The organism is Hymenobacter wooponensis (genome assembly GCF_004745865.1).
In the GTDB taxonomy this organism is placed as follows: Bacteria; Bacteroidota; Bacteroidia; order Cytophagales; family Hymenobacteraceae; genus Hymenobacter; species Hymenobacter wooponensis.
In genome coordinates, this window is sequence record NZ_SRKZ01000004.1 from 445344 (window position 1) to 470545 (window position 25202).

The window sequence follows — 25202 nt, forward strand, 5'->3', positions numbered from 1 at the left end:
GGAAAACATTTCGTTCTTATCTGACCTTAGGCCAGTGCTTGCGTATTCCTGTTCACACTAAACCTTGTGATAATGAATACGGAACAGAACGAACCACGCCCCACCAACAGCGAAATCAACCCTAAGCCCACCGCCTACCCCACCAGCCAGGAAAGCATGAAAGAGCAGCCCGACTGGGATATGTCGAGCTACCAGCCGGCGGGTAAGCTTAAGGGTAAAGTGGCGCTCATTACCGGTGGCGACTCCGGCATCGGGCGGGCAGTGGCCCTGGCCTACGCTATGGAAGGCGCCGATGTAGCCGTCATTTACCAGACCAACGCTGAGGATGCGGCCGTTGTAGGCCGGGCTGTGGAGGCGCAGGGCCGCAAGTTTCTGGCCATTCAGTGCGATGTACGCTCCGCAGATGCCTGCCGCGAGGCCGTGCGCCAGACCTACGCCGAGCTGGGTGGGTTCAATATCCTGGTGAACAATGCCGCTTACCAGATGGGCTATGAGAACTTCGAAACTATTCCGGAGGAAAACATCCACCGCACCTTCGACACCAATATCAAGGGCTACATTTTCATGGCTCAGGCCGCCATACCCTTCCTCAAGGAGGGCGACGCCATTATCAATACGGGTAGCATTGTGGGGCTCGTTGGTAACCCCCACCAGATAGACTACGCCTCTACCAAAGGGGCTATCCACACGTTCACCAAGAGCCTGGCGGCCTATCTGGGCGAGAAGAAGATTCGGGTGAATGCCGTACTGCCCGGCCCCATCTGGACGCCTCTCATTCCTGGCACCATGCTGGAGGAAGACCTCAAGAAGTTCGGTGATTCTACCATGTTAGGCCGCCCCGGCCAGCCGGAAGAGCTGGCTCCGGCCTACGTGTACTTTGCCTCCCAAGATGGCAGCTACTCTACCGGCAGCTTGCTGGAAGTAACTGGTGGCATGCCTAAAGGCAGCTAGTACCCTCCACCAGCTAGCGCCCAAACCAGTGCTACGCCCCAGTTCTGCTCACTTGCGCAGGGCTGGGGCAACTGGCCTACTCGTCCCACTACAATTGTCTTCAGCTATGAAAAAAACATCTCTGCGTGGCGCCACCGTAGTCATTACGGGTGCGTCCAGCGGTATTGGCCGCGCTACAGCCCTCTCGTTTGCCCGCCAAGGTGCTACCCTAATTTTAGCTGCCCGCCGGGCTAAAGTGCTGGCCGAGGTGGCCATTGAATGTGAACGAGCCGGTGCTGCCCGCGCCAAGCCCGTGCCCACCGATGTAACCGACAACGCCGCCGTGCAACACTTGGTAGACGTAGCTCAGCACTTTGGCGGTGGTCATATTGATATCTGGATTAATAATGCCGGTAGCGGAGCTGTAGGCCGTTTTGAGGAAGTACCGGTAGAAGCCCATGAACAGGTAATACGTCTTAACCTACTAGGCTACTTATATGGCGCACACGCTGTACTACCCTACTTCCGGCACCAAGGCTGGGGCACACTTATCAACGTTATCTCGCTTGGTGCTTGGCTTCCGGAGCCTTACACGGCTTCTTACAGCGCTAGCAAGTATGGTCTACGAGGCCTCATGGACACGCTCCGGGCAGAGTTAAGCAACGAGCCCCATATTCACGTTTGTGATGTGCACCCCTCTTACATTGACACGCCCGGGTTTCAGCACGGCGCCAACTATATCGGCCGTGTTATCAAGCCGGCTCCACCCGTATTTCCGGCGCAAAAAGTAGCCGACACTATTATAGCCGTAGCTAAACACCCCCGGCGCGCCACCATGGTAGGCTGGCCTGCCTACGCCATGCGCTGGTCTTACGCGCTGGCTCCTGGCCTAGTGGGCAGGCTGAGCCGGCGCCTTTTCGATACGTACTTCCGCCAGGCTGAATCCGCGTCCATTTCCGAAAACAGCTTGTTTGAGTCACGGGCTGCTCCTTACGGCAACGGCATTTCTGGTGGTTGGCGCCGCCCAGCTAAGCCCCGCAACGGCCAATGGATAGGAGTAGCTGTAGCAGTGGGTGCTGCGCTAGGCCTCCTTGCTTGGCAGCGCAAGAGCGTGTAAGTGCGTTGTGCCGTTAGAAAAGATGATCATCATGCATGGCAAGTGCAGGGTTGCTTACGAAGAAAACACAGGCCTAGCTCAAATACTCATCTATTTTTCATTTACCAACCCTAGCCATTACATCCTCACCCACAGCCATTTATTTAACATAGAACCATCACTTTAAGCGAAAGCCTGCGTGGGCCAAATCGTGCACGCAGGCTTTGGCATTCTATTCCGATGATTAGTTCAGTTAGTTCATCTGGCTAGCTTTCAGAAAGGCTTCTTCCTAAGCAAAAATACCTTTCTTTGCACGTAGAATTCCCTTTCAGATTATGGGCTGTTTGTTGCTATGCGTGCTGCACTTGCGGATTTTTCACGTTTCGCTTAGCCATCAGCAATACAACCTTACATCCTCAATCAGCCCTTTATTTTAGGAGCCTATCAAACCCCTGCACGCTAGCCAGGCGTATGTAGGCCTCTCCTTTTTCAGCTTAAAACTGCGCGCTGTTCTCCTGTAGTTGGGCAGTAACCTGCATCTTTATTAGTACGTTCTGCTTGCTCCCATCTTCTCCCCTGTTTTAATCTGCTTCGCTTGCGGCCGGCATTGCCTACACTGAGCGCCAGATTTCTTCTGCTATGAATTTTGTCTTTGTCAGCTTACAGCGTATCAATACAGACCGCGAATCTACCTCTACCAATTTGGCGCGGGAGCTTGCTCGGCAAAACCATAACGTGCTCTATGTTAACTCGCCCGTTAATCGCAAAGACTATTTTATTGCCCCTGAGTCGCCTTTTGTAGCGGCTCACTTACAGGCTATTAAATCTAAGGCGGCCCCGTTGCAAGAGCTAGCGCCCCACCTATGGGTGCTGTATCCAACTCAGCCTCTTGAGTCCTTTAACTGGGTGCCCTCTACGCCCCTGTTTTTGTGGCTGATTAAATTTAACAACCGGCGGTTTGGTAAGGAAATCCAGAAAGCGGTGCAGGATCTGGGCTTCGACGACTACATCCTGGTGAATGACAAGGATATCTTCCGCAGCTTCTACCTCAAGGAAATACTCAATCCGCGCAAGTACGTTTACATGGACCGCGACTATACCGTGGGGGCGCCCTACTGGCTCCGCCATGGTCCTAGCCTAGAGCCCGCACTCATGCGCAAAGCCGATGCTGTAGTCTGCAACTCTCTCGACTTTACCAAGCGCGCCCAGTTCTTCAACCCCAACAGCTTCTATATTGGCAACGGGTTTGATGTAGCCCAATTCAACATTTCGCATTCGGCCTCGGTGCCCTCTGACTTGAAGCGCATTCCTGGGCCCCGCATTGGGTATGTTGGCGCCCTCATCACGCTACGCCTCGATCTTAATCTCTTGATTGAAGTGGCCCGGGCCCGGCCTAACTGGAGTTTCGTCTTGATTGGCACGGAAGACGAGGCCTTCGCCCTAAGCACCCTGCACAAATTGCCTAACGTATTTTTTCTGGGCTACAAACACACCCGCGAAGTTCCTGCTTACCTACTGCACTTTGATGTGTGCATCAACCCTCAGGTACTCAACGACTTTACCCGCAGCAACTTCCCACTGAAAATTTTGGAGTACTTGGCGCTGGGCAAGCCCGTGGTAGCTACCGAAACAAACACCATGAACGAGGTATTTGCCGAGCACACTTACCTGGCAACCGGTGCGGCCGAATACCTGGTTCAGATTGATAAAGCGCTGGCAGAAGACAACGAAGCATTAGCTCAGAAGCGCGTGGACTACGCTAAGAAATTCAGCTGGGAACACATTGCTAAGCTGTTTATTCAGCACTTGCAAACACTGTAGGCCTCTTCAGAGCACTCTTATTTCTGGCAGCATCGACCGAAGCAAGAGGTGCCCGCGGTGCGCTAGGGCTAGTAATGCTGCTCTGCGTAAGCCAAGAGCTCGGCCTCGGTTTTGGCGTGGTAAATAGTAGCCCCCGACAGCTTGGGGAAGATGGTAGTGAACTCCTGCAAAGCGTGCTCTACCCCGCGTTTTGAAAAAATAATATTCTTCCCGCCGAAGTAGCTGGCCAGCGTAGCCGTGCCGCCGTGTACTGAAATGAAGGCTGATGCATTGGCGTACACGAGCAATTGGAAATGATTGAAGCTATTAACCGAAGCCCGGTGCTCTTGGTACAAGTCTTCCATTAAAAGAACCTCGGGGTGTTGCTTTCTAAGCCAATCGTGCTCGTTCAACTCTAATATTTCACTGTTATCCAGCACAATACTTGAAGCTGAAGGACGGTTGTATAGTATCTGATATTTTCCGCTTAGGGTAGCAATCAACGTATCCAGCACCTCAATGCTGAAATAATTGATTGGGGGTTGCCCCCACTCGATATTAAACTTATTGGCAATAACCAGTATCGGCTTCTCGTACACGAACACCTCATTCTGATAAGTGGCCTTGAGGGGCACGGGTGCCCATTTCCGATAGTCGAAGGAGTTGCAGTGCGTCATGTTCGGAATCTCGTAGCTCTCGTCATTCGATTCCCACTCACGCTCCGCAAACTTCTCTTGGTGGCTGGGGCTAAAGAAGTACAGCTCGCGCGTATTCGTGCAAGAAGCGGTGCGTAGCAGCGTACCATTTAAGTGATGCCAATAAGCAAACGGCAACACAAATAGCAGCTCCTGCTGAAACTCGCCGTGGTACTCTATCACCTTATATGGAGTCTTAACTACTGTATCCTTAACTACATACTTCGTCTGTAATAGCCGGGCGTAGTAATTGTCGCGAATAAAATAATGGTTATCACCGCTGACCTGACGGTTTTTGAGGATTGAATACAACCGCAGCAACCTCAGAACTATTCGCTTCATATGGGCTTGATGATAATCGAAGGGCGTAGGCCACCTACCCGCTGAGCTTGCGAGCTGGGAGCAGCTGGGGCGGCGAGAAGAAGCACTTACTTCCTGGCTTTAGGCGCAAAGATATAGGTAAAGGCCGCCTACTGAGGGATGATGGCTCAGCAATGCTCGATAGTAAGGTAGTGGCCTAGGCCTAGTTATTTGGGTGAAGTAATGTAGAGAAGCCTAACTTTAGGTAAGCTTCTCGTCGGCTGAGTTGCTCCCGTTTTCGCCTGCCTCTCGCAAGCATACTTTTAGCAGAGCACTAAGTTACTTAGGCCCGAAGGTCTTACGGACTTAGATCGTAGGTGCAATAATAAAAGCGCATCTATTCGTACGATTAAGAACTGTAAGGAATGCTTATACAACTCGGCAGAACATTTTCTATTCTAACTCAAATAATAGATTTAGGAGCAATTTGCTGGTTCATAAGCCAGGCTATTCAGTTCTCAATCAACTCAGTACAATATAATTTTCACGCTATTTTACTGTCTTAAAATTATTATCCATCTATTAAATCCAATAGCTGAGCGGTTTATTACAATATAAATTTAGGGTAACTTGCCCAACCAAAAAGCCCAAGCAAAAGTATGAGGGGTGCTGATGTGGTTTGGGAAAGCGTTAACTGTAATTGCTAGTACCATTGTAGTAAGCCTGCTATATCAATAACCCTTAACAGCTACTCCCGCGCAACTTCAGCTCTTTTTATTGTTGCGAACTGACATGTCCCGAATTCCTGCGTCACCCCCAGCTATAGCACCGCTCGAAACATCAGTAGCTCGACCCTTATGGTCGGTTATGATTCCGGTTTATAACTGCGCGAATTATCTGCCCGAAACTCTACACAGTGTGTTGCAGCAGCAGTTGCCGGAACATCTCATGCAGATTGAGGTCATTGACGATGCTAGTTCTGATGCAGATGTTGAAGAGATTGTCAACCGAATCGGACAGGGCCGCGTCACCTATTACCGCCAGCCCGAAAACGTGGGGAGCCTGCACAACTTTGCCACCAGCATCAACCGCGCCCGCGGCCAGCTTGTGCACCTCCTGCACGGCGACGACCGGGTTCGGCCGGGGTTTTACCAGGAGCTGGGCGACCTATTTGAACACTACCCGGAAATAGGGGCTGCATACTGCCGATTTGGCTACATTGATGAGGTAGGCAAGCCTAAGCACGATCAATCGCCGGAAATGCAACGGCCTGGCATCCTCAATAACTATTTGCTGCGCATTAGCGAGAACAATCGAATTCAGTACGCTGCTATTGCCGTAAAGAGAGAGGTATACGAGCGGTTGGGCGCATTTTTTGGTACTACATACGGCGAGGACTGGGAGATGTGGGTGCGCATTGCCCGTAACTATCCCATGGGGTATACCCCTAGCGTTCTGGCCGAGTATAGGCACCATACAAACTCTATCTCGGGCAATAAGCACGTGTATGGCGAGTACCTGCTGGATTTAGCTACCGTGATGGGCCACATCCAGCACCACCTTCCCCTCAGCGACCGGGAGCCCGTGCTCAAACGCTCCAAGAAGTTTTACAGCCACTACGCCATTCGGCAGGCCAACAACCTCTGGCACCTGCGGCACGACAAAGATGCCACGTTCAAATATATCCGGCAGGTCTTGCATATGCACCAAGACCCCGTTCTGTATTATAAGATTTTGAAGCTGCTGGTAAAAGTTGCTATAAACAAGCGCTAATACCCGTTGGAACTGGCCTAGGCCACCCACCTACGTATGGCCGTATACGGCAGCAAACCTTATGCTTTGGTAGCGCTTACTAGTGTTGCGCTACTTTATACCACCCTACGCACGTAGTGCTAGCTCTGCCCCACCATGGAACGAACGCCACAATCTCCCCCTGCCATTAAGCCCTTACCAGCGGGCACGGTACGCCCCTTATGGTCGGTGATGATTCCGAGCTATAACTGTATTACTTATCTGAGGGTAACGCTGGAGAAAGTGCTGCTGCAAGCTCCTGGCCCAGATAAGATGCAGATTGAAGTGGTGGACGACTACAGCACCGATGGTGATGTACGCGCGCTGGTGGAGGAAATTGGCCAGGGCCGAGTCAGCTTCTTCCGGCAGGAGCAAAACGTGGGCAGCCTTCGCAACTTTGAAACCTGCATCAACCGGGCACAGGGGCAGCTTGTGCATCTGCTGCACGGCGATGATTTTATTGCGGAAGGCTTTTATGACGAAATAGAAGCTCTCTTCACGCGCTTTCCGGAGGCCGGGGCGGCCTTCACCGATTACATCTACGTGAACGAGCATGGCAACTGGCTACGCTCGCCTAAGAAGCTGCTGGAGGAGCCGGGCATTATGCCCAACTGGGTTACTACACTGGCGCAGGGGCAGTGCGTGCAGTTTCCTGCCATGGTAGTGAAGCGCTCCGTGTACGAACACTTGGGCGGTTTCTATGGCGTGCATTATGGCGAGGACTGGGAGATGTGGACCCGTATTGCGGCACATTACCCCGTGGCACACTCTCCCAAACCGCTGGCCATGTACCGCATTCACTCCAATAACATTACCAGCAACACGTATCTGAATGGGCAGTGCATTCGAGACACCAGCAAGGTTATTGATCTGATCCAGCAGTACTTACCAGCAGATCAGCGGGCTCAGCTCAGAAGCACCTGCCGTAAGAACTACGCGGTATACTATGCCGAAATGGCGAACAAATTCTACATAGAAACCAAAAACTACAAGGCAGCCTTTAAGCAGGCTTATGATGCGGTTAAGCTGGATGTTAACCCAACTACCATATCATCCATCTCCAAAATCTGCATCAAAAAGCTCATCAACTATTGAGCTTACCAGAAGTAGACTCGTGTGAGTGGCCTAGCGCGGTCAGGCGCTTCTTAGTCAGGACTTTACAACTTTAACGGTGTGCAAGACCTGGTACTCGGGGTCGTAGTGGTGTAGCTTTTCTGGGCTGATTTCTGGTAGTTCCAGGCCGTAGAGGTAAGCAGCTGCCACGTACACATTGCCATACGATTCTAGCTGCGCCTCAACGCCCGGGAATACTTTGGCTAGCAAACGGAGTAAGGCTTCAGGCGTAAACGACCAGTACCAGGTGTCCTTCCATTCGCCAACGCCGGGCACGGTTAGTAGCAAGGTGCCCCCTGGCTTTAGAACCCGGTAACACGTTTGCAGCGCATCCCTGAAGTCGTAGGCCAGGTGGAGGCTATGCGTAAATAGCACACAGTCGAAGGTGTTGTTGGGGAGGTTAGCAGCTTCACTGAACTGGCTCTTGAACCAGTGCTCTGGTGGGCTGTCGTCCGTTGGGGTAAACGCAGCAAATTCCGCTAGGCCACTCTCCTGCTGAGCTTGGCAAAAATCCTGCATTTCCAGCACTAAGCCCTGGATGTGTGCACTCTCCTGCTGGCGAAATTGTGCAATGTACTGCCGCTCAATGGGCCAGCATGGGTCGCAGCCAAACCCAGGGCTGAAGGCTAGCCTCCGGTTGAAGGCTCCGGGGGCTACTTTGCCTACACGGCCTGGGGCCAACATTCCTCCCTGACACGTCCAGACGTCGCTGGCAGTTGAGATATGCTTGCTCATTGCCGCCACTGCGGGCTGGTGGCGTAGGGTATAGCGCCACCCGGTAAGTGGGGCATAGCGCCGGAAAAAGTGCATAGTGGCGGGGTAGTCTGGCACTTCCTCCGCTACAAGCTTAAAGTCGGTGCCGCCACTAAAGTAGGTGGTCCAGCAATGTACGCCGCGGGTGTAGGCCTCTATTTCCAGCGGGCTTCTTAAGTTCTGGCGTTGCTGATTAAGCACTTTCAAGGCCCCGTCAAGCATCTGCGACGTATCCGTTGACATAGAGGCGCGGTGAATGCGATAAGCCGCCAGCTGGTGACCGTGTTGCAGAATGGGATAGTGCCGCGTAATGTTCAAGTAGATGTCGTAGTCTTCGCAGTTGCGCAACGTCACATCGAACTCGAACTTCTTAAGTGCCCACCGCGCGAACATCACGGCGGAAATCATGGCAATGTAGTTTCCCAGCGAAAGCAGCCGGTAATAAGGGTTAGGAGAAACGGGTGGTGTTATGGGTTCCCGTTCCCTCTCATCCGCGTACACCCGCGTGTGCGCCCCCGAAACAAAGGCTGCCTGAGGGTGGTGTTGTAGGAAAGACACATTAAACGCCAGCGCATCAGGAAACAGCCAGTCGTCGGCGTCCAGGAAAACCAGGTACTGACCTTTGCTCTGCCGAATACCCGTGTTACGGGCGGCAGAAAGCCCTTGGTTGTGCTGGTAGACGTACACCACCTCCGGGTAGGCCGTAGCCACCTCACGGGTGTTGTCGGTAGAGCCATCATCTACCACCACAATTTCTCGGGCGAGGTAGGTTTGCTGGCGTACACTCTCAATTGCCTCCGCTAAAAAGTGGCCGTAGTTGTAAGATGTAATGATTACCGAAACAACTGGCCAGGAAGTTTTAGGCGAGGCAGGGTCCATATTAAGCAGGGAGTTGAGGGGGACGGTTACGGTGCTTGTAGTAGAAATTCACTCCCGAAACTATACCCTTCATTTCCACCCACAACGTTCGGCTTCGGAAGTTGAAGCGCGGAAAGCCTCTTTTCAACAAAGAGGCGTAGTATTTAGGCATGTACCAAAGCTGCTTGCTGTAGCCGGCTGCCGGGTGTTGGTCTTGCTGGATAAGCGCTGCCGCCGCAAACCCCCGCATGTAAGCATATATCTGCCGTTTCAGCTCCGAGAGTTGCTTACGGTGCGTGTGGTGCACCACCGCCCGGGGGTTGTACTGCACGGTATCGCCGCTTACTAAGATACGAAACCACATCTCGGAGTCTTCGCTGCAGCCGGAAGCGCCAGCCCCTAACCGCTCATCGAAGTAGCCTACTTTGTCGAAGACTTCTTTGCGGAAGGCATTATTAGCCCCGGCTCCCAGTTCCCACACGGGCGGGCCTGCCGCTTCTACCCGCTTAAAGTACGCTTGGTCGTAGGCCACATCGAGGTAGCCCCGGTTGAACGTCCAGTGCCTCTCGAAAATCTGCTGCGCCTCCGTTTCCAGCTCCGAGGCAATGACTAGGCCAGTCATGGCATACACCTGCTTATCCTGGAACGTCTCCCACACGCGGTACACCCACTCGGGGTGCACTAGCACGTCGTCGTCGGTGAAGGCGATGATGTCGTACCTGGCCTGCTTTACGCCCGTGTTGCGGGCGTAGGATAAGCCTGGCTTGGGCTCAACCACGTAGCGGACATTAGCAAAAGCCGCGGCTACCTTCTCGGTGCTGTCATCCTGCGGGGCATTGTCCACGATGATTACTTCCGCCGGCTGACACGTCATTTGGGCCAACGACTCCAGGCAGAGCTTCAGCGTAGCAGCCCGGTTGCGGGTGCAGATAATAACCGTAACGGGCACCTGAGCCGGAATAGAAGCCGGCATCCAGGGGGTTAGCAAGGTATCAAGCCATGCACTCCAGGAGGCCGTCTCGCCTGCCGCCAGCCAAGCCTGCCACTTCTCCACGTTTGCCTTGGTGTGGGCAGCGTAGTGCTCAATGGTTGGCTTGATGGCCTTCAGCAATGCTGCCCGGTAGGTTTCTTCCGTCAGAGAGTGGTTGGGCTCAATGAAAGAGTGGCCTAGAGCTATTTCCTTCCACCAGTAAACCAAATAGTTGCCCTGGCCTTGGTAAGTCAAGGCGGGTAGGTGGGGCTGCTTATCGAGGTGGATATGCGTGACGGCGTAGTGCGGATAGGACGGCATAGGATGTTCTTACTGAAGCACAGGCTCTTTTAGCGCTAGGTGGAACGGAATAAGGGGCCGGACAGCGCCCCACCACTTGCCACTCCAGCCAGACTCGCCGCCCCGGTAGTCTTCTAGGTCGAAGCTCAGGCAGCTTTCAAAATCATGCAGTGGCACGGTGTCCTTCATCACGTAATAGGAAATGAAGTAAGAGCCATCGTTGAGCAAATTCCCAGGGATAGTACACTCGCCGGCAATTACGCCCTTGTCGTACACGGCGGCCGTTGAAGGCACGGTGAGAATACAGTCGCCGTTGCTGGTATACAGGAACATATTTACGCTGAGCAGGGCATTATCCGTCAGGTTCCACATCTGAAACCGCACGGTAAGCGGCACCCGGATATCCAGCGCCTGGTTATCGGTTAGCAAGTGGGGCACTAGCTCTACTGATTTGAACCGCACAAACTCATTGCCCGGTGCCTCGTCGGGGGCGTCCCACACCTGTTGGGTCTTGTTTTGCTGCGTAGTCAGGAGGAAGTGATTTACAATCTGGCTTACTTCGCCTTGCTCCTTCACTACGCCGTGCTGCAGCCACAGGGCATGCTGGCACAGCTTAGCTACGGCCTGCATGTTGTGACTCACAAACATGACGGTACGCCCATCACCTTGCGAAACCTCCCGGATTTTGCCCAGGCATTTCTTCTGAAACTCAGCGTCGCCCACGGCCAGCACTTCGTCCAGAATAAGAATGTCTGGTTCGAGGTGGGCCGCCACCGCAAAGGCCAGCCGCACATACATACCCGATGAGTAGCGCTTTACCGGAGTATCCAGAAAGCGCTCTAGGCCAGAAAACGCCACAATCTCGTCGAATTTCAGACGAATCTCGTGCTTATTCATACCCAGAATAAAGCCGCTGAGGTAGATATTCTCGCGGCCCGTAAGCTCGGGGTTGAAGCCGGTACCTACTTCCAGCAGGCTGCTAATAGAGCCCTTACCCCGCACCGTGCCGCGCGTGGGGCGCACAATGCGGGAGATGATCTTAAGCAAGGTGGATTTCCCGGAGCCGTTATTGCCAATAATGCCCCAAACCTCGCCCTGCTTTACTTCAAAGTTTACGTCGTGCAGGGCCCGCAACAACTGGTTCTTTCCATCCGAGGACTTGGCTTCACCAGTCGGCACGTGAAAGAAGGGGTCTTCTTTTTTCAGGACGGAGGTCGTCCACCAATGCTGTAGGTCCTGGCGTAGAGAGCCCGTGCCGGTAGTACCAAGTCGATATACCTTCGAAAGACCTTCTACTTTAATTACCGTATCTGACATCGTTCTTAGATTACGTCGATTAGCTTGTCACCCTGCTTGTTAAAGGTCAGTAGTCCCATTACGAGTACTACGCCAACAAACACAAGGCTGTAGGCCACTTGCCCTGGCGTGACCAGCCCTTGGCCCAGCATCAATAAGCGAAACAGCTCAAAGAGTGGAGTAAGAGGGTTAAGCTGCACTATCCAACGCCATTTCTCATCCACGTAATTAATAGGGTAAACCACCGGAGTCAGGAACATGAGCAGACGAATGCCCAACGAAATGATGTAGCTCAGGTCGCGGTACTTGCCGGTGAGCACCGACACGGTCATGCCCAGGCCTAGACTCATGCTAGCAATCAGGACAATGATTATCGGTACGGCAGCGAGTTTTAGTAGGCTGGGGGCTGGCCAAGGAGTGAAGATGACGTAGTACGCCATAATCAGGAGCAGCAGAAAGAACTGAATGGAAAACCGTATCAGCTGGTTTGATAGCTGAGCCAGGGGCACCACTAGACGCGGGAAATACACTTTACTGAAAATGTGCGCATTGTCCCGGAAGGTGGAAGAGTTTGCGAGGAACGTGTCGTTAAACAGGTTCCAGAGCACAATACCGGTGAGGTAGAACAGCGTGGGCGGAATGCCTTGAGTGGATATACCCACCAGCTTCCCGAACACAAGCACGTAGGTGATGAGTGTGAGAATAGGCTGAAACAGCATCCACAACGGCCCCAGTACGGTTTGCTGGTAGCTCAGTAGAAAATCACGGCGTACTAATCCCACAACTAAGTGGCGGTACGACCATAGCTCCGACACACTGGTACCTAGCCATGTGGTTTGGGGCACAATTTCCCAATCCCAAGTGCTCTTTGTATTACTAGACATAAAGAAGTTGAATTTGGCGAGTAGCAAACAAGTGCTCCCCAAATATTCCTTGAAAAGGTACGCATTTTAGCATATAATCCATAATTCAACTTGGAAATAGCCTATCATGGAAAACACACTTTAGTGGTTAAATCCCAATATACAGCTCGTTACCAGGGCTTTTAACCTCACAACTACTCCTTTGTATTTTTTTCATCATTTCTTGTACCGTTGAGCAACGGCATTCCTCTTCCGATTATATTTCTCCAGGAATTAGGCACGGTACCTTCTACCAGAACTGCTAGCTACACCTCCCGGCTTAGTAGCTCCAGATGGCCCACGTGATGCCGGCCGTGCCAGCTATACTGCACCAGGGCCTGTTCAAGCGTATAGGTCTGCTGGTATGCCGGATGGAAGAACGTACGCTGCCACTGCTCCTCGGTAAGATGCCACAGCAGCGTGACCCAGCGCGAGTGCAACGCTTCTAATAAGGCCAGTGATACGGTAACTGGCGTGGCATCGTTGTCGGGGAGGGCAGCCCAGGCATTCATATCGAAGGGCCGAATGGTGGGGTTATCCTCGGTAAGAGCCAGACGATAACGCAAATAGAAATTCAGGTGTACGTCGGCGAGATGATGAATTACCTGCCGGCCCGTCCAGCCGCCGGGGCGGTACGCATGCTCCAGGCGCACGCCCCCGGCCTTACGAGCGGCGGCTGTTACCTGGGCCGGTAAGGCCGCTAGCTGGTTGATGTAGAGGGTGCGCTCAGCGGCAGTGAGAGGCTGCTCAGGCAGTACGGCCCTACCAATAGGGTACTGCAGATCAAGAAGGTTGCTTTCCATGGAGAGCAAACATAGGACCCGCTGGGAAGTTGGGAGCCTCACGTACACCTCTCGACCAGGTACCCCAACCCTCTGGCCTAGAGCCTACCCCCAACAACTTGCTCACCAAAGACAGGCCTACAGACGACTATGTAAAACAACTGCAGACGCTCAGACATAACAAGCCCGCCGCTGCTCTGATTAATGCCAAGGCAGCGGCGGGCTTGTTATTTGGGGGTACACTGGCCTAGGGCCGGTTTTCGGTGGCGCTGGGCTGGTGCACATCGCCTTGTACGCTGAAGTTGCTGCCGGCATCATCGCGGGGCAAATCGGTGGCTAACACGTCGCGCACATGGCCATTTTCGGGCGTAGGCTCGCGGAACTCAGCATTGGGCGAGCGGGTAGCGGTGGAAGAGCGCGGAGGCTTGGGAGCGTGTAATTGGGCTTCCAGGGCATCAAAGCCCGTGTAACCGTCTTTTTTCTGTTTCCAGAAGTAAAACGCGGTAGCCGCCGCGGCTATTCCGCCTACCCAGGCGGCAGTAGCTTGCTTTTTCATAAGAGCAGGAATGGATATGATGTGTGCACAGAAACAGGCACGAGTGCCGTTAGGCCGATAACTCAGCCATACGTAGTGTACGCGACCTAAGTGAAGACGTTTAGCATGGCCTAGCCACTGACTACACTGGATTTGCTGGTCTCGCTCGGCCCCTACACGGGCAGATAAATACAGAAAGTAGTACCCTGCCCCACGATGCTTTCTACCTCAATACGCCCACCGGCCTGGTGCACCAAGCGGTTAACCAGGTAGAGGCCCATGCCTAGGCCTACAACCTCGGGGTGGAACCGGCGAAACAGCTGGAATAGCTCCCGCCCGTGGCGTTCCAGATCAATACCGCGGCCGTTGTCGTGCACACGCAGCAGGGCCATACCCTCCTGCAAGGCTGTGTTTACCTTGATATGCGGCTTGCGCCCCGGCTGGGCATATTTCAGCGCATTCGAGAGCAGGTTATACAACATGCTGTGCAAGCTGGGGCGGGCCATCCGGAGGCTGGGCACGGTGCTGAAGTCGAGGGAGAAGGTGGCTTCCAATTCAGCAGCCTGCGGTTGCAGGCTCCGAATAATTTCCTCGGCGAAGGACTGCAGTTCCACCACCTCCAGGGGCACTTGCTCTAGCTGGCGCTGCTGCTGCACCACCTCCGTAAGGCCAGCAATGGTACTGAGAATTTGCTGCAGGGCGCCCTCAAACATGCTCATCATGCTGCTGGCCTCAGGGTCGTGGAAGGTGGCAGTGTGCTGCAGCTCGGCAAACAAGCCTACCATATTATCAATCGGCTGGCGGAGGTCGTGGGAGGCGGTGTACACAAAGCTATCCAGCTCGGCATTGATGCGGGTGAGCTGCCCGTTCTGAAGCGTCAGCTGCTCATTAGCCCGGGCAAGCTGCTCCCGCCTTTCCTCAGCCTGCCCTTTGGCCCTAATCAGCTCCTGCTCGTATTTGCGGCGCTCCGTAATATCAAACAGCGTTACGCGCACCACCAAAGGCTGGCCATCAGAATCGCGCAGCAACACGGCGTTCATAAGCACGGGCAGCGTGGAGCCGTCTTTACGGCGCAGAGTGTAGCTGATTTCGCGCACCTGGTTCACCAACAGTAAGAGTGGGGCGCAGTGCGTTTCGTAGTGCAGGCGCCCTCCCACGGTCAGGAGCTGCTGCAGGCACTGGCTGGCCACCAGCTCTTCGCGGGTGTACCCTAGCCAACCTAGAAGAGTTTGGTTGAGCTTTACCAGGGTACCATCGGGCAGGCAGGAGCAGTAGCCGCAGGGCGCGTGCTCGTAGAGGTCTTCCAGGTTTTCCTGGGTCAGGCGCAAATCGAGAGCCGGCAGTTGCTCATCCTCCTGGGGGTTCATACGGCCGGGGTGGGCACAAGCCCTAAAAAGTGGTAAATGGCCCCAATAGTTGCCTGTGGGGCACTCAGGTGGGGGCAGTGGCCCGACTCATCCAGCACCAACAGCTCACTATTCGGTATCTGCTGGTGCATGTAATACCCCACCGCGAGGGGCGCAATGATATCCTGAGCACACTGCAGAATAAGCGTAGGCGTGTGCAAGTGAGGCAAATCGGCCCGGTTATCTGACAGGAATGTTACGCGGGCAAAGTGCCGGGCAATGGTGGGGTCAGAGCTGCAGAAGCTCTGGTTGAGTTCGTCGGTCAGCTCGGGGCGGTCGGGGTTGCCCATTATCACCGGCGTTATGCTCCCAGACCAGCCCAAGTAGTTGTTGTCCATGGCCTCGAGTAGCTCCTCAATGTCAGCTGGCTCAAAGCCCCCGGTGTATTTATCGTCGTTGATGTAGCGCGGAGAGGGCGCTACCAGCACCAGCTTCTCAAAGCGCGCAGGCTCCTTAATGGCGGCCAGCACCCCAATTATGCACCCCACAGAGTGGCCTACGAAGATGGCGCCGTACAGGCCTAGCTCGCGCAGTACGGCCAGTATATCATCGGCGTGGGCGGCCAGGGAATTGTAGCGCTCAGGGTCGTAGGCCTGTAGGTCTGACTGGCCCGCTCCCACCAGATCTAGCAGCACCACTTGGTGGCTCTCCTGAAACGCCGGGGTCACCAGTCGCCACATACGTTGGTCGCAGCCAAAGCCATGGACAAAGACCATAGCTTGCTTCCCCGCCCCGGAGATGGTGACGTTATTTCGTTTCAGAACATTCATGCTTGTGCAGGCAACAAAGCCAATACTTCGTGAGCCATTGCAAATAGAGGCGCCGGCTGTTTTGTACCGTTGCTCAGGTCACTGTACGGCGCCTGTAGAGCTATGTTGACTATTGTGGCGCTTATCAGTGGCCTAGCACTAGCTTCAGAGGCATGATATATCCCTATAAGAATGCTCCGCAGGCAATAGTAATGAGGATGCCTACTTGCTGATTAAGGCCGGCAAGTAGGCTTTGCGGGTAGCAGAGGGATCTACCACCGTTTGGTAGAGGTGGCCTACTGGAGCGGGGGCGTTTCGGCGGCCCAGTTTACTTGCCGTAGCAGCACGCGCCACTCGGCTTCTGAGGCCACGCGGCCTTGAAAGCTATACAGCATCTGCCCGTTCACCACTTCCAGCAGCGTCATTTCGGCGTCGTCATAGAGCACAATGGTTTCTTGGCCGCAGTCGGAGGGGCGGCTAAAGCGAGCTTGGCCGGGCGGGGCACTGTACCGAGCAAAGCCGCACGCCTGCAGAAGCTCAGCGGAGGGCTGAAAGTAGGATGGCATAACAGGAGATGGGTGAGGCGCAAAGCCGGGGCGCCGTGCGGGAAGTGGTACGCATGGAACCTTGGTTCCGGCAACAGTCACCAGTGTTGCCTTTAGGGCGGTGGTAGGTTCCTAGAGAGGCTTGCGCCACCGGCGGTAAATAGTATCGCAGCAGGGCATTGTAACTGCATGCGGTTTGCGGCACAGCCCTACGGCTACCTCCCTGCTTTTGCTAAAGATACGCGCTTTAATATGATAAGCCGAGCTTAGTGAGCAGGCCGGGACGTGAAATACAAGTCAGCGGAGCCTTAAGCTGGGTTTTGGCCCGCACCCGGTAATGGGGCATAAGAACTGCGGGGTGCCGGCGGTGCCCACGTTAATGCGGCCCCGCCCCGTAGCAGTTACTACAGGGTGTGACAAGTACGGAGATGAAAAATCAGTATTAAGACTCTAACTCAGCGGTATAGTAGTGAGTAGCTTTATGTTGTGCAAATGTCCTCCCCAGGGTAGCACGCTTAAGTAGACTTTTATTACCCCCGCTCCTGTCCTTTTTCACAATTCCTTGCTCCTACTCTTATGTCTTTCCAGCACCCCAATCTACAATCAGAGCACTATCCCGACTCTGAACTCATGGCTATTAATCTAGATGTGGTGGAAGCCACGCAAATAGCCCGCGCTCTGGCCCGCGACGCCCAGCGGCCGCGCCCCCAACTGATTGTGGATTGCGGCCACCTGAAGTGCTTGCGCACCCTGGGCGTTAGCCATGTGATATCGGAACTGCTGGTACTGCATAAAGCGGGTGCTAATATCTTGCTTCGCAACGTAGACCCTGCCTTGCAGCGTTGCCTGTCGCTGCTCAAGCTAACGCGCGTGTTCCGGACCACCCCCAAACTGGCCTAGGCACGCTGAACGTAGCATACTAGCCATACCCGGCAAACGGCAGCTCCTGCCCTCGGGCACTAGGCCACTTGCCGCCGTAACCACTGAGGCTACTCTCCTTGATTGCCACAAAACCCCGCCCAGTTCTTGAAACCGGGCGGGGTTTTTACGTAGACACAGGCAGGCTACTTCAGGCAATAGCCTATTATCTGCGTTGTACCGCTATTGGTTCTGGCTATGTTCAAGAAGGTAAACTGGCATGCTGTGTTCGTCCCCGAAACGCCTTTGCTAGAGATTTTCGTGCGGGGTTCCTTGGTGTACCTAGGCCTGTTTCTGCTGCTGCGGGTGCTGCTGAAGCGGGAGTCAGGTACGCTGGGCATTACCGATATGCTGCTGGTAGTGCTTATTGCCGATGCTGCACAGAACGGCATGGCTCACGAATACCGCTCGGTGCCGGAAGGCCTGCTGCTGGTAACTACCATCATTTTCTGGAGCTGGCTGCTCAACTGGCTTGGGTACCGGTTTCCGGTTTTTCACAACCTCATCAAGTCTAAAAAACTGTTGCTGGTCAAAAACGGCCGCATGATAAAGCAGAACATGCAACGGGAGCTCATTACTACCAGCGAGCTGATGAGCGAGGTACGCATGAGCGGTATCACGGATTTAGCGGAGGTGAAAGAGGCGTACATGGAGCCCTCTGGCACTATCAGCGTTATCACTTACGAGCAGAGCACTGGCAAGCGCCGGGATAAGCAGATAGTGTAGGCCAGCTGCTTTGCCTCACGCGAGTGGCCTAGCCGGCAGCTTCGGCTTTGATGGCAGCCAGCTCTGCCTTATCCAGGGGCTTATGAATCAGGCGGGTGACAAATGGGTTCTCTTCAGCCCGCAGCTTATCCGTGTAGGCCAGAGACGATGTCAGGATGTACACGCGGCAGTTTTCGAGCAGCTCACTGGCCTGGCCATTTATGGAATCGAGGAAATCCCAGCCACTCATCACGGGCATGTTCAGATCCAACAGGATTACCTGGGGACGCTGTTCGGGCACGGCGTGCTCTAGAAAGCGCAGGGCTTCCGTTGCCGATTGAAACGTCGTAATGGTCTCGGCAAAATTCTCGCGTTGCAGCAGCAAGCGCATCAGGAAGATGCTGGTTGAGTCATCGTCAATCAGAACAATATGCATATAAGCGGCTTCAAACTAAATATACTATGAATCGGGTCCCGATGTTGACTTCGCTGCTCACCTCAATACGGCCTCCCATAGCCTCTACGTGGTTTTTTACCAGATAGAGGCCTAGCCCTCGTCCATCTGGCCGGCTATGAAACCGCTTATAAAGCTTAAACACATCACTTCCCGCACGTTCCACGTCGAACCCTAAGCCGTTATCGGCTACTTCTATGCGTATGCCTGGCTCCGTTTTGCTGCTCTCGGCAGAGAGCTCAACCAGTAACGGCCTATCCTCTGCACGGTATTTAATGGAGTTTGAGAGCAGGTTGAAGAAGATGCTGTAGAGGTAGGCGCGGTTGCCGCGCACCCGCAGCTCCGGTGGTACTGCCAGCCGCACCTCGGCGCCACACTGCTGTAGCATTTCCTGCAGGTTTTGCAATACCTGCTCAATTACTTCAGCCAGCGGTACCTGCTCCGGCATGGCCACCTCCTGCTTATCCCGAATGGTAAGGATGGTGTTCATGTCACGCATCACGGAGTCGAGTTGCTCCGTGCTTATGCGCAAGTGCGAGAGAAGTTCGTCGTACTGAGGCTGGTGCTTATCCAGGGAGGTAAGCAGTTCCACCAGCCCAAGCATATTGGCAAGCGGCGCACGAAAGTTATGCGACACGATGTAGGCAAACTGCTGCAGGTCTTTGTTTTGGTGGTAGAGCTCTTGATGTGCCTTCACTTTGTCGGTCACATCGGAGAAGTATACGGATAACCCTTCTTCCGAGGGAAAGGCCTTTACATCAACCCAAAGCTGGCGCGGTTCAAAAAAGGTTTCGAAGTGCACGGCCTCGCCGGTAATCATGGCCTGCTGGTACTGCTGGTAAAATTGTTGTGTTACTTCCTTATTGAACACCTGCCAGACGGTACGGCCCAGCAAATCATGCCGGTTCACGCCAAGCAGCCGCTCTACTTCCGAGTTAACCGAGGTGAAACGCCACTGCTTGTCAAGCAGGAAAAATGCGTCCGTAATGCTCTCGAAAATGGTGTTGAGCTTCTTGGACTGCTGGAGCACCGTGGCCTGCGAGATGGCCATATCAGTGATATCGCGGCCCATCATGTGCACGCCCGCCACGCGCCCATCCACCCACAAAGGCACTTTCACGATGTCAAGCACCCTGGGATGCGGAGTACCCAGGAACTGCACCTCCACCTCAAACTGTACTTTCCGGCCCGTAAAGGCTTCCTCCAGCTTTTCCTGAAACAGGAGAATTTTGTCGGGCGGCAGAAAGTCGGACAGTGGGCGCCCCAGCAGTTCTTCCTTGCGCCGATTCAACAACCGCAGCGAAGCCGGATTTGCATCAAGGATAGTACTAGCTTTATTCTGGAAAATAACGCAGTCGGGGTTGTTGTCGAACAAAGACCGAAACCGCTGTTCACTTTCCACAAGTTGATTACCGTCTTGCATACGTAAAAAACACCTGGCATTTTTCCCTCATACGCCAAGATCTACTTTGCCGATACACCAAAAGGCGCACTTTTTACTGCGCTTACGGCAGAGGTGCAGCGGGCCTGTTGCTTAGCTTAAGTGGCCTAGGTAATAAGCTACACATACCAGATGTTTTCGGGGGCTAGCGCTACTGCCACCTGAGTCTGCGGCTGTACTGTGGCGGCTGTTTTCAGGCGGATGCTGCCACCCCGCAGGCGTACTTCCACCTCTGAGTAGCTCCCAAAAAACCGTACGATGCTTACGGTGCCCGCTAGGCCAGTGCCACCCGCAGGGGCCAGGAGAAAACTCTCGGGGCGCACAAGCATTTTCTTGTTCTGCTTCCGTACGCCCGCTTGCTTGGCGAAGGCCCCAACCAACGGCCCTTCCAGCAAGTTGTAGTCGCCAAACAGCGCGGCGGCGTACTCGCTCACGGGCTGGCGGTAAATCTGGGCCGGGGTGCCGCGCTGAATGATGTGCCCGCGCTGCATTACCAGGATTTCATCGGCCCAGGAAAGCGTGTCGTGGGGGTCGTGGGAGATAAGAATGCACGTAATGCCCAGCCGCTCCCCCACCTCCTGAATGATGGTCTTGAGGATGTTCTTGTGGGCAATATCCAGGTTAGAAAAGGGCTCATCGAGCAGCAGCAGTTTCGGCGACGACAGCAGCAGCCTAGCCAAGGCAATGCGCTGCCGCTCCCCACCCGAGAGCTGGTTGGTTTGGCGGCCAGCTAGGTGACTAATGCGGCAGACGTCGTAGAGCGTGTCGGCCTCCTGCTGACTTTGCTTGTTGGCGTAGCGCAGCACCTGCTCTACCCGCAAAAATTTGGGCAGCTCGTACTGTTGCGAGAGGTAAGAAATGCCGGGGTTGCCGGGAATCAGCTTTTCGGCGGGGTCTTTCATCAGCTCCCCTTCAAAGAATACCTGGCCAGCATCGGGCCGCACCAAACCGGCTATTACCTGCAGCAAGGTGCTTTTACCGGCGCCCGTTTCGCCGGCAATAGCCAGCTTCTGGAATTGCTGCTGGGCAAAGCCCACGTTTTGCAGTGCAAAATTCCCTCTTTCCTGCAGACTGACACCCGAAACCTCTAAAAAACTCATACTCATCGAAAACGTGTTACTGCTGTTGTTAATCAAGCCGATTAAGCTCTAGGCCTGTCGGTTGGCGATAGATGTGGCAACTAGGCGCTAGGCCACTCTACCACTTCTGGTGGTGGCGCCCAATGCGGTGGCACTTGTGTGGTAGTTAGCACCGCCCCGCTGGCACCGGTGCCGCCCAAATATGCGCTGCCCCGCCCATACACCACCCGCCGGATGCCGTGGTAGCGAATGGCATAAGAGCACATTACACAGGGCTCGTGGGTGGAGTAAAGCGTGCAATCGGAAAGGTCGGGGTGGCCTAGGGCCTCCCGTGCCGCCTGCAGGGCCAGCAGCTCCGCGTGGGCTGTAATGGCGCGCTGGCTGCGGGTGGCTTCTGCAGCGGCGGCTACCTCTATCCCCGCCCGCACTACTACCGCCCCCACTGGGCTCTCGCCATTAGCGGCAGCTTGTGCCCCAAGCTGCTGGCAGCGGGCAAGAAACAAGGCATCGGGGTTTTCTGGCATGAGCGGGCAAGTACGTCGGCCGTAAAGCTAGAGACTTTACGAGCGGCGGCACGCTAGGCCACTGCAGCAACCAAAGCCGCGAAGTAGTTTCTAGCCAGAGCTTGGGGCTTATTCTCCTCGTGTCCTGCCTCGGCGCATCCACTCAAGCCAGATGTCTCTCAATCAGCTCGGCAGGACGTTCGGGGCGTGGGCGTTCTAGGCCACTTCCATTCCCATAACTTCTGCCTCAATTTGAGTTGCGTACGGTCCGGGCGGTGGTGTTGCGTACCTTTGCTGCCGCTTATGCAACATTCCGCTTCTTCTATTTTCACGCTCACCCCACCCTGAGAACTGGCCTAGAGTACCCCGCGCCGCCGCTTCCTGCCTGAAGCGTGCGGCTTTTCTTTTGCCTTTTCTTAGCTCAGTATGTCACAGCTTCTGCCCTACTTCGCGCAGTATAAACACAACGTTAAAAACGAAATTTTAGCCGGGCTTACCACAGCGCTGGCGTTGGTGCCGGAGGTAGTTGCCTTCGCGCTGCTAGCACACATCAGTCCGCTGGTGGGTATTGGGTCGGCCTTTATTATTTGCCTTGTTACCAGCCTATTCGGCGGGCGACCGGGCATGATTTCCGGCGCGGCTGGCTCGGTGGCCGTGGTAATTGTGAGTCTGGTGGTGCAACACGGCGTGGAATACCTCTTCGCAGCCGTGGCCCTGATGGGCCTAATTCAGGTAGCCATTGGCTTGCTGCGGTTTGGTAAATTTATTCGGCTGGTGCCGCAGCCGGTGGTGTACGGCTTCGTGAATGGGCTGGCCCTCATCATCTTCATGGCACAGCTAGAGCAGTTTAAGGTGCGCGATGCGGCGGGCGCTGAGCACTGGCTAACGGGGGCTCCTCTCCTGCTCATGCTGGGGTTGGTGGCCCTTACCATGGCCATTGTGTACTTCCTGCCCAAGCTTACGAAGGCCGTACCAGCTTCCCTTACCGCTATTATCGTGGTGTCGGCGCTGGTGATACTGGGTGGCCTAGAAACGAAATCGGTAGGTGATATTGCTTCTATTGCGGGCGGGCTGCCCACGTTTCACCTGCCGCAGGTGCCGTTAGAGTGGCACACGCTGACTATCGTGTTTCCTTACGCCGTTATTATGGCGCTGGTGGGCCTCACAGAAAGCCTGCTGACCCTGACCGTAGTGGATGAAATGACCGACACCCGCGGCCGAGGCAACCAGGACTGCGTGGCCCAGGGGCTGGCCAACATTACCTCGGGCTTCTTCGGGGGCATGGGCGGCTGCGCCATGATCGGACAAACTATGGTAAACCTGGAGTCCCGGGGGCGCGGGCGCTTATCGGGTGTAGTGGCGGCATTGGCCCTGGCGCTATTTGTGGTGGCGGGCTCCTCCCTCATTGAGCGGCTGCCGCTGGCCGCGCTGGTGGGCGTGATGTTTATGGTGGTGATTGGCACGTTTGAGTGGGCCAGCCTGCGCATTCTGCGCCGCATGCCCCTCACCGATGTGCTGGTGATGGTGCTGGTAACGGCCGTAACCGCCATTTCGCAAAATCTGGCCTTGGCTGTGCTGCTGGGCGTGGTGGTGTCGGCGCTGGCCTTTGCCTGGGAGAATGCCAAGCGCATCCGGGCCCGCAAGTATGTTGACGATGCTGGCGTGAAGCACTATGAAATTTACGGGCCACTGTTCTTTGGCTCGGTGCAGGCTTTCGGGGAGAAGTTCGATGTGCAAAACGACCCTCAGGAGATCATCATTGATTTCAAGGAAAGCCGCGTGGCCGATATGTCTGCGATTGAAGCCCTCAGCAAACTCACGGAGCGCTACCACCGCGCCGGCAAAACCCTGCACCTGCGCCACCTCAGCCCCGACTGCCGCCAGCTGTTGCGCAACGCCGGCCCCATCATTGATGTGAACATTCAGGAAGACCCGCTCTACACCGTGGCCGGCGCCAATACTTATTACTAAGCCAAGGCCAGTAGATTTATCCTCCTCAACATCCCGGCTCCAATAGTCGGGATGTTGCTTTTTATGGGAGCAGAATAACTTCTCGCCCTCAAGCCGGCTGGTTTTCGATTGGCCGCGGGGTGTACACTAGCACGTAGGCTGGCGGGAGGTTCAGGAGCACATGCTCTTGGTGTACCGGCTGAAAAAACCGCTCAAAGAGCCTGGTATTTAGCAGAGTGTACTGAAATAGGATGAGCTTTCCCGTTGGTTCAAGCACGTGCTGCGTGTGCTCAAGAATACGCCACCCCAAACGTAGCGGCAACGAGGAAAACGGCAAGCCGCACACCACATAGTCGGGCTGAGGCAGGTCTAGGCGCTGCAAATAGTCTGGGGTATTCTCAGCCGACCCCTGGATAATGTGCACGTTTGGCTGTCCCTGGTAGCGCTCTTGCAGCAGCTGGCTGAAGCTTTCATTGGTTTCAACTAATACCAGCACCGTTTCAGCGCGCCGTCGCTTCATTAGGGCATCAGTGAATACCCCCGTACCGGGCCCGTACTCTACAATGCACCGGGCCTGCGTGAAGTCAATAGCCTCCATGACTTTCTCAGTTAGCTCGGGTGAGCTTGGCACGAGAGAGCCAACCATGGCGGGATTACGGAAGAACTCTTCGACGAAGGAAGGCATGATGGAGAAGCGGCTTGGTGGAGTAAGTGCGCCCGCCAGAAAACAGGCTATTTGCGCTTGTACGGCTGATTTATCCTTCGGATTCACCCGACCCTCCTACCCTTGAGTCAAGCTCAACAGGCCTAGCCATTGAGGTACCGATAGCGCCGGATAGCTTTGCCACGCCGAAGTTGGAGGACTTGATACAGCGAAGGCACCTCGGCGGTCCAGGTTCGTAGCACGCACAGGATGACCACCATCTCCAGGCGACTGAGCACGCCTACCGCTACACACGCTGCAAACAACCCGCCCGCTTGCCCCGTGAGTAGCAGCTGAACAAGAAAGGCCCGCAGTAGCAGCGCCCACAGTTTGGCCCCCACGGTCTGGAGCGCTTCCTCCTTCCGAAATTTCACATAGCTGACCACGTAGGCCAGTGCCTCGAACCACAGCACCACGCCAAGTGCTAGGGCATTATCCGGCAGAAACCTAGGCCACAGGCAAACCGCTCTGCCTGCCCCGCAAAGCATAAAAACGGTATCCACCCCAGCATTGAGCTGGCGCAGCTTATGCGCGGCTACGCCCAGCCGGCGCGCAACAAAGCCATCGACTATTTCCGTCAGCAGCCTGGTCCCTACCAGCGCTGCTATTAGCCCACGCACTGCCGGAG

At 54.9% G+C, this 25202-nt stretch carries 25 protein-coding genes; 9 read left to right on the top strand and 16 right to left on the bottom strand.

The window, feature by feature from the left end; genetic code table 11:
• The first annotated feature begins 72 nt into the window (after window positions 1-72).
• The 3 genes from EU557_RS15520 (at window position 73) to EU557_RS15530 (ending at window position 3847) form a co-directional block, all read left to right on the top strand.
• A complete protein-coding gene (locus EU557_RS15520; RefSeq protein ID WP_135531372.1) occupies window positions 73-951 on the top strand; it encodes an SDR family oxidoreductase in 879 nt (292 codons plus the stop codon).
• A 106-nt stretch (window positions 952-1057) separates the two neighbouring features.
• Window positions 1058-2047, top strand: coding sequence for an SDR family oxidoreductase (locus EU557_RS15525; protein WP_135531373.1), 990 nt, complete (start codon window positions 1058-1060; stop codon window positions 2045-2047).
• 618 nt (window positions 2048-2665) lie between these two features.
• Window positions 2666-3847 carry a glycosyltransferase gene (locus EU557_RS15530; protein ID WP_135531374.1) on the top strand — a complete coding sequence of 394 codons (1182 nt, stop codon included), beginning with the start codon at window positions 2666-2668 and terminating at the stop codon, window positions 3845-3847.
• Window positions 3848-3915: 68 nt separating this feature from the next.
• On the opposite strand, the gene EU557_RS15535 is transcribed toward EU557_RS15530, so the two are convergent.
• Window positions 3916-4863, bottom strand: a complete 948-nt coding sequence (locus EU557_RS15535; protein WP_135531375.1) for a hypothetical protein — start codon at window positions 4861-4863, stop codon at window positions 3916-3918.
• An 825-nt stretch (window positions 4864-5688) separates the two neighbouring features.
• On the opposite strand from EU557_RS15535, the gene EU557_RS15540 reads away from it, so the two are divergent.
• Both EU557_RS15540 and EU557_RS15545 read left to right on the top strand, forming a co-directional pair.
• On the top strand, window positions 5689-6594 hold the full coding sequence (locus EU557_RS15540) for a glycosyltransferase family 2 protein (RefSeq protein ID WP_245326290.1): 906 nt from the start codon (window positions 5689-5691) through the stop codon (window positions 6592-6594).
• 135 nt (window positions 6595-6729) lie between these two features.
• Entirely contained in the window at window positions 6730-7707 is a 978-nt protein-coding gene (locus EU557_RS15545) for a glycosyltransferase family 2 protein (RefSeq protein ID WP_135531377.1), read from the top strand.
• A 54-nt stretch (window positions 7708-7761) separates the two neighbouring features.
• Here the strand turns inward: EU557_RS15545 and EU557_RS15550 are convergent, their stop codons facing one another.
• The 5 genes from EU557_RS15550 to EU557_RS15570 all read right to left on the bottom strand — a co-directional run bounded on the left by EU557_RS15550 (window position 7762) and on the right by EU557_RS15570 (window position 13607).
• Entirely contained in the window at window positions 7762-9357 is a 1596-nt protein-coding gene (locus EU557_RS15550) for a glycosyltransferase (RefSeq protein WP_135531378.1), read from the bottom strand.
• Between the two features lies 1 nt (window position 9358).
• Window positions 9359-10627: a glycosyltransferase family 2 protein gene (locus EU557_RS15555; RefSeq protein ID WP_135531379.1), complete on the bottom strand. Its 1269-nt coding sequence runs from the start codon at window positions 10625-10627 to the stop codon at window positions 9359-9361.
• A gap of 9 nt (window positions 10628-10636) precedes the next feature.
• Window positions 10637-11923 carry an ABC transporter ATP-binding protein gene (locus EU557_RS15560; protein ID WP_135531380.1) on the bottom strand — a complete coding sequence of 429 codons (1287 nt, stop codon included), beginning with the start codon at window positions 11921-11923 and terminating at the stop codon, window positions 10637-10639.
• A 5-nt stretch (window positions 11924-11928) separates the two neighbouring features.
• A complete protein-coding gene (locus EU557_RS15565; protein WP_135531381.1) occupies window positions 11929-12786 on the bottom strand; it encodes an ABC transporter permease in 858 nt (285 codons plus the stop codon).
• Window positions 12787-13070: 284 nt separating this feature from the next.
• Window positions 13071-13607 carry a YfiT family bacillithiol transferase gene (locus EU557_RS15570; RefSeq protein ID WP_135531382.1) on the bottom strand — a complete coding sequence of 179 codons (537 nt, stop codon included), beginning with the start codon at window positions 13605-13607 and terminating at the stop codon, window positions 13071-13073.
• 29 nt (window positions 13608-13636) lie between these two features.
• Here EU557_RS15570 and EU557_RS15575 point away from each other — a divergent pair, with 29 nt between their 5' ends.
• A complete protein-coding gene (locus EU557_RS15575) occupies window positions 13637-13837 on the top strand; it encodes a hypothetical protein (protein WP_135531383.1) in 201 nt (66 codons plus the stop codon).
• Here the strand turns inward: EU557_RS15575 and EU557_RS15580 are convergent.
• From EU557_RS15580 to EU557_RS15595, 4 genes are all read right to left on the bottom strand, one after another.
• Window positions 13834-14142: a hypothetical protein gene (locus EU557_RS15580; protein ID WP_135531384.1), complete on the bottom strand. Its 309-nt coding sequence runs from the start codon at window positions 14140-14142 to the stop codon at window positions 13834-13836. The genes EU557_RS15575 and EU557_RS15580 overlap by 4 nt on opposite strands.
• Window positions 14143-14294: 152 nt before the next feature.
• Complete coding sequence (locus EU557_RS15585) at window positions 14295-15488, bottom strand: PAS domain-containing sensor histidine kinase (protein WP_135531385.1); 1194 nt, start codon at window positions 15486-15488, stop codon at window positions 14295-14297.
• Entirely contained in the window at window positions 15485-16297 is an 813-nt protein-coding gene (locus tag EU557_RS15590; RefSeq protein WP_135531386.1) for an alpha/beta fold hydrolase, read from the bottom strand. Before EU557_RS15590 ends, EU557_RS15585 begins: the two co-directional genes overlap by 4 nt.
• Window positions 16298-16572: 275 nt before the next feature.
• Window positions 16573-16842, bottom strand: coding sequence for a hypothetical protein (locus EU557_RS15595; RefSeq protein ID WP_135531387.1), 270 nt, complete (start codon window positions 16840-16842; stop codon window positions 16573-16575).
• A 555-nt stretch (window positions 16843-17397) separates the two neighbouring features.
• On the opposite strand from EU557_RS15595, the gene EU557_RS15600 reads away from it, so the two are divergent.
• Window positions 17398-17721: an STAS domain-containing protein gene (locus tag EU557_RS15600; RefSeq protein ID WP_135531388.1), complete on the top strand. Its 324-nt coding sequence runs from the start codon at window positions 17398-17400 to the stop codon at window positions 17719-17721.
• Window positions 17722-17937: 216 nt separating this feature from the next.
• Window positions 17938-18465, top strand: a complete 528-nt coding sequence (locus tag EU557_RS15605) for a DUF421 domain-containing protein (RefSeq protein WP_135531389.1) — start codon at window positions 17938-17940, stop codon at window positions 18463-18465.
• A 28-nt stretch (window positions 18466-18493) separates the two neighbouring features.
• Here EU557_RS15605 and EU557_RS15610 read toward each other — a convergent pair whose 3' ends face one another.
• The 4 genes from EU557_RS15610 to EU557_RS15625 all read right to left on the bottom strand — a co-directional run bounded on the left by EU557_RS15610 (window position 18494) and on the right by EU557_RS15625 (window position 21942).
• On the bottom strand, window positions 18494-18880 hold the full coding sequence (locus EU557_RS15610) for a response regulator (protein WP_135531390.1): 387 nt from the start codon (window positions 18878-18880) through the stop codon (window positions 18494-18496).
• A gap of 10 nt (window positions 18881-18890) precedes the next feature.
• Window positions 18891-20321 carry a PAS domain-containing protein gene (locus tag EU557_RS15615; RefSeq protein ID WP_135531391.1) on the bottom strand — a complete coding sequence of 477 codons (1431 nt, stop codon included), beginning with the start codon at window positions 20319-20321 and terminating at the stop codon, window positions 18891-18893.
• A gap of 137 nt (window positions 20322-20458) precedes the next feature.
• The gene (locus EU557_RS15620) at window positions 20459-21439 is read right to left on the bottom strand and encodes an ABC transporter ATP-binding protein (protein WP_135531392.1); all 981 of its coding nucleotides are present in this window, start codon (window positions 21437-21439) and stop codon (window positions 20459-20461) included.
• Between the two features lie 80 nt (window positions 21440-21519).
• Window positions 21520-21942: a nucleoside deaminase gene (locus EU557_RS15625; RefSeq protein WP_135531393.1), complete on the bottom strand. Its 423-nt coding sequence runs from the start codon at window positions 21940-21942 to the stop codon at window positions 21520-21522.
• A gap of 405 nt (window positions 21943-22347) precedes the next feature.
• Here EU557_RS15625 and EU557_RS15630 point away from each other — a divergent pair, with 405 nt between their 5' ends.
• On the top strand, window positions 22348-23892 hold the full coding sequence (locus EU557_RS15630) for a SulP family inorganic anion transporter (RefSeq protein ID WP_135531394.1): 1545 nt from the start codon (window positions 22348-22350) through the stop codon (window positions 23890-23892).
• A gap of 88 nt (window positions 23893-23980) precedes the next feature.
• Here the strand turns inward: EU557_RS15630 and EU557_RS15635 are convergent, their stop codons facing one another.
• Together EU557_RS15635 and EU557_RS15640 are read right to left on the bottom strand one after the other, a co-directional pair.
• On the bottom strand, window positions 23981-24556 hold the full coding sequence (locus tag EU557_RS15635) for a class I SAM-dependent methyltransferase (RefSeq protein WP_135531395.1): 576 nt from the start codon (window positions 24554-24556) through the stop codon (window positions 23981-23983).
• Between the two features lie 122 nt (window positions 24557-24678).
• Window positions 24679-25194, bottom strand: a complete 516-nt coding sequence (locus EU557_RS15640; RefSeq protein WP_135531396.1) for a CDP-alcohol phosphatidyltransferase family protein — start codon at window positions 25192-25194, stop codon at window positions 24679-24681.
• Window positions 25195-25202: the final 8 nt, after the last annotated feature.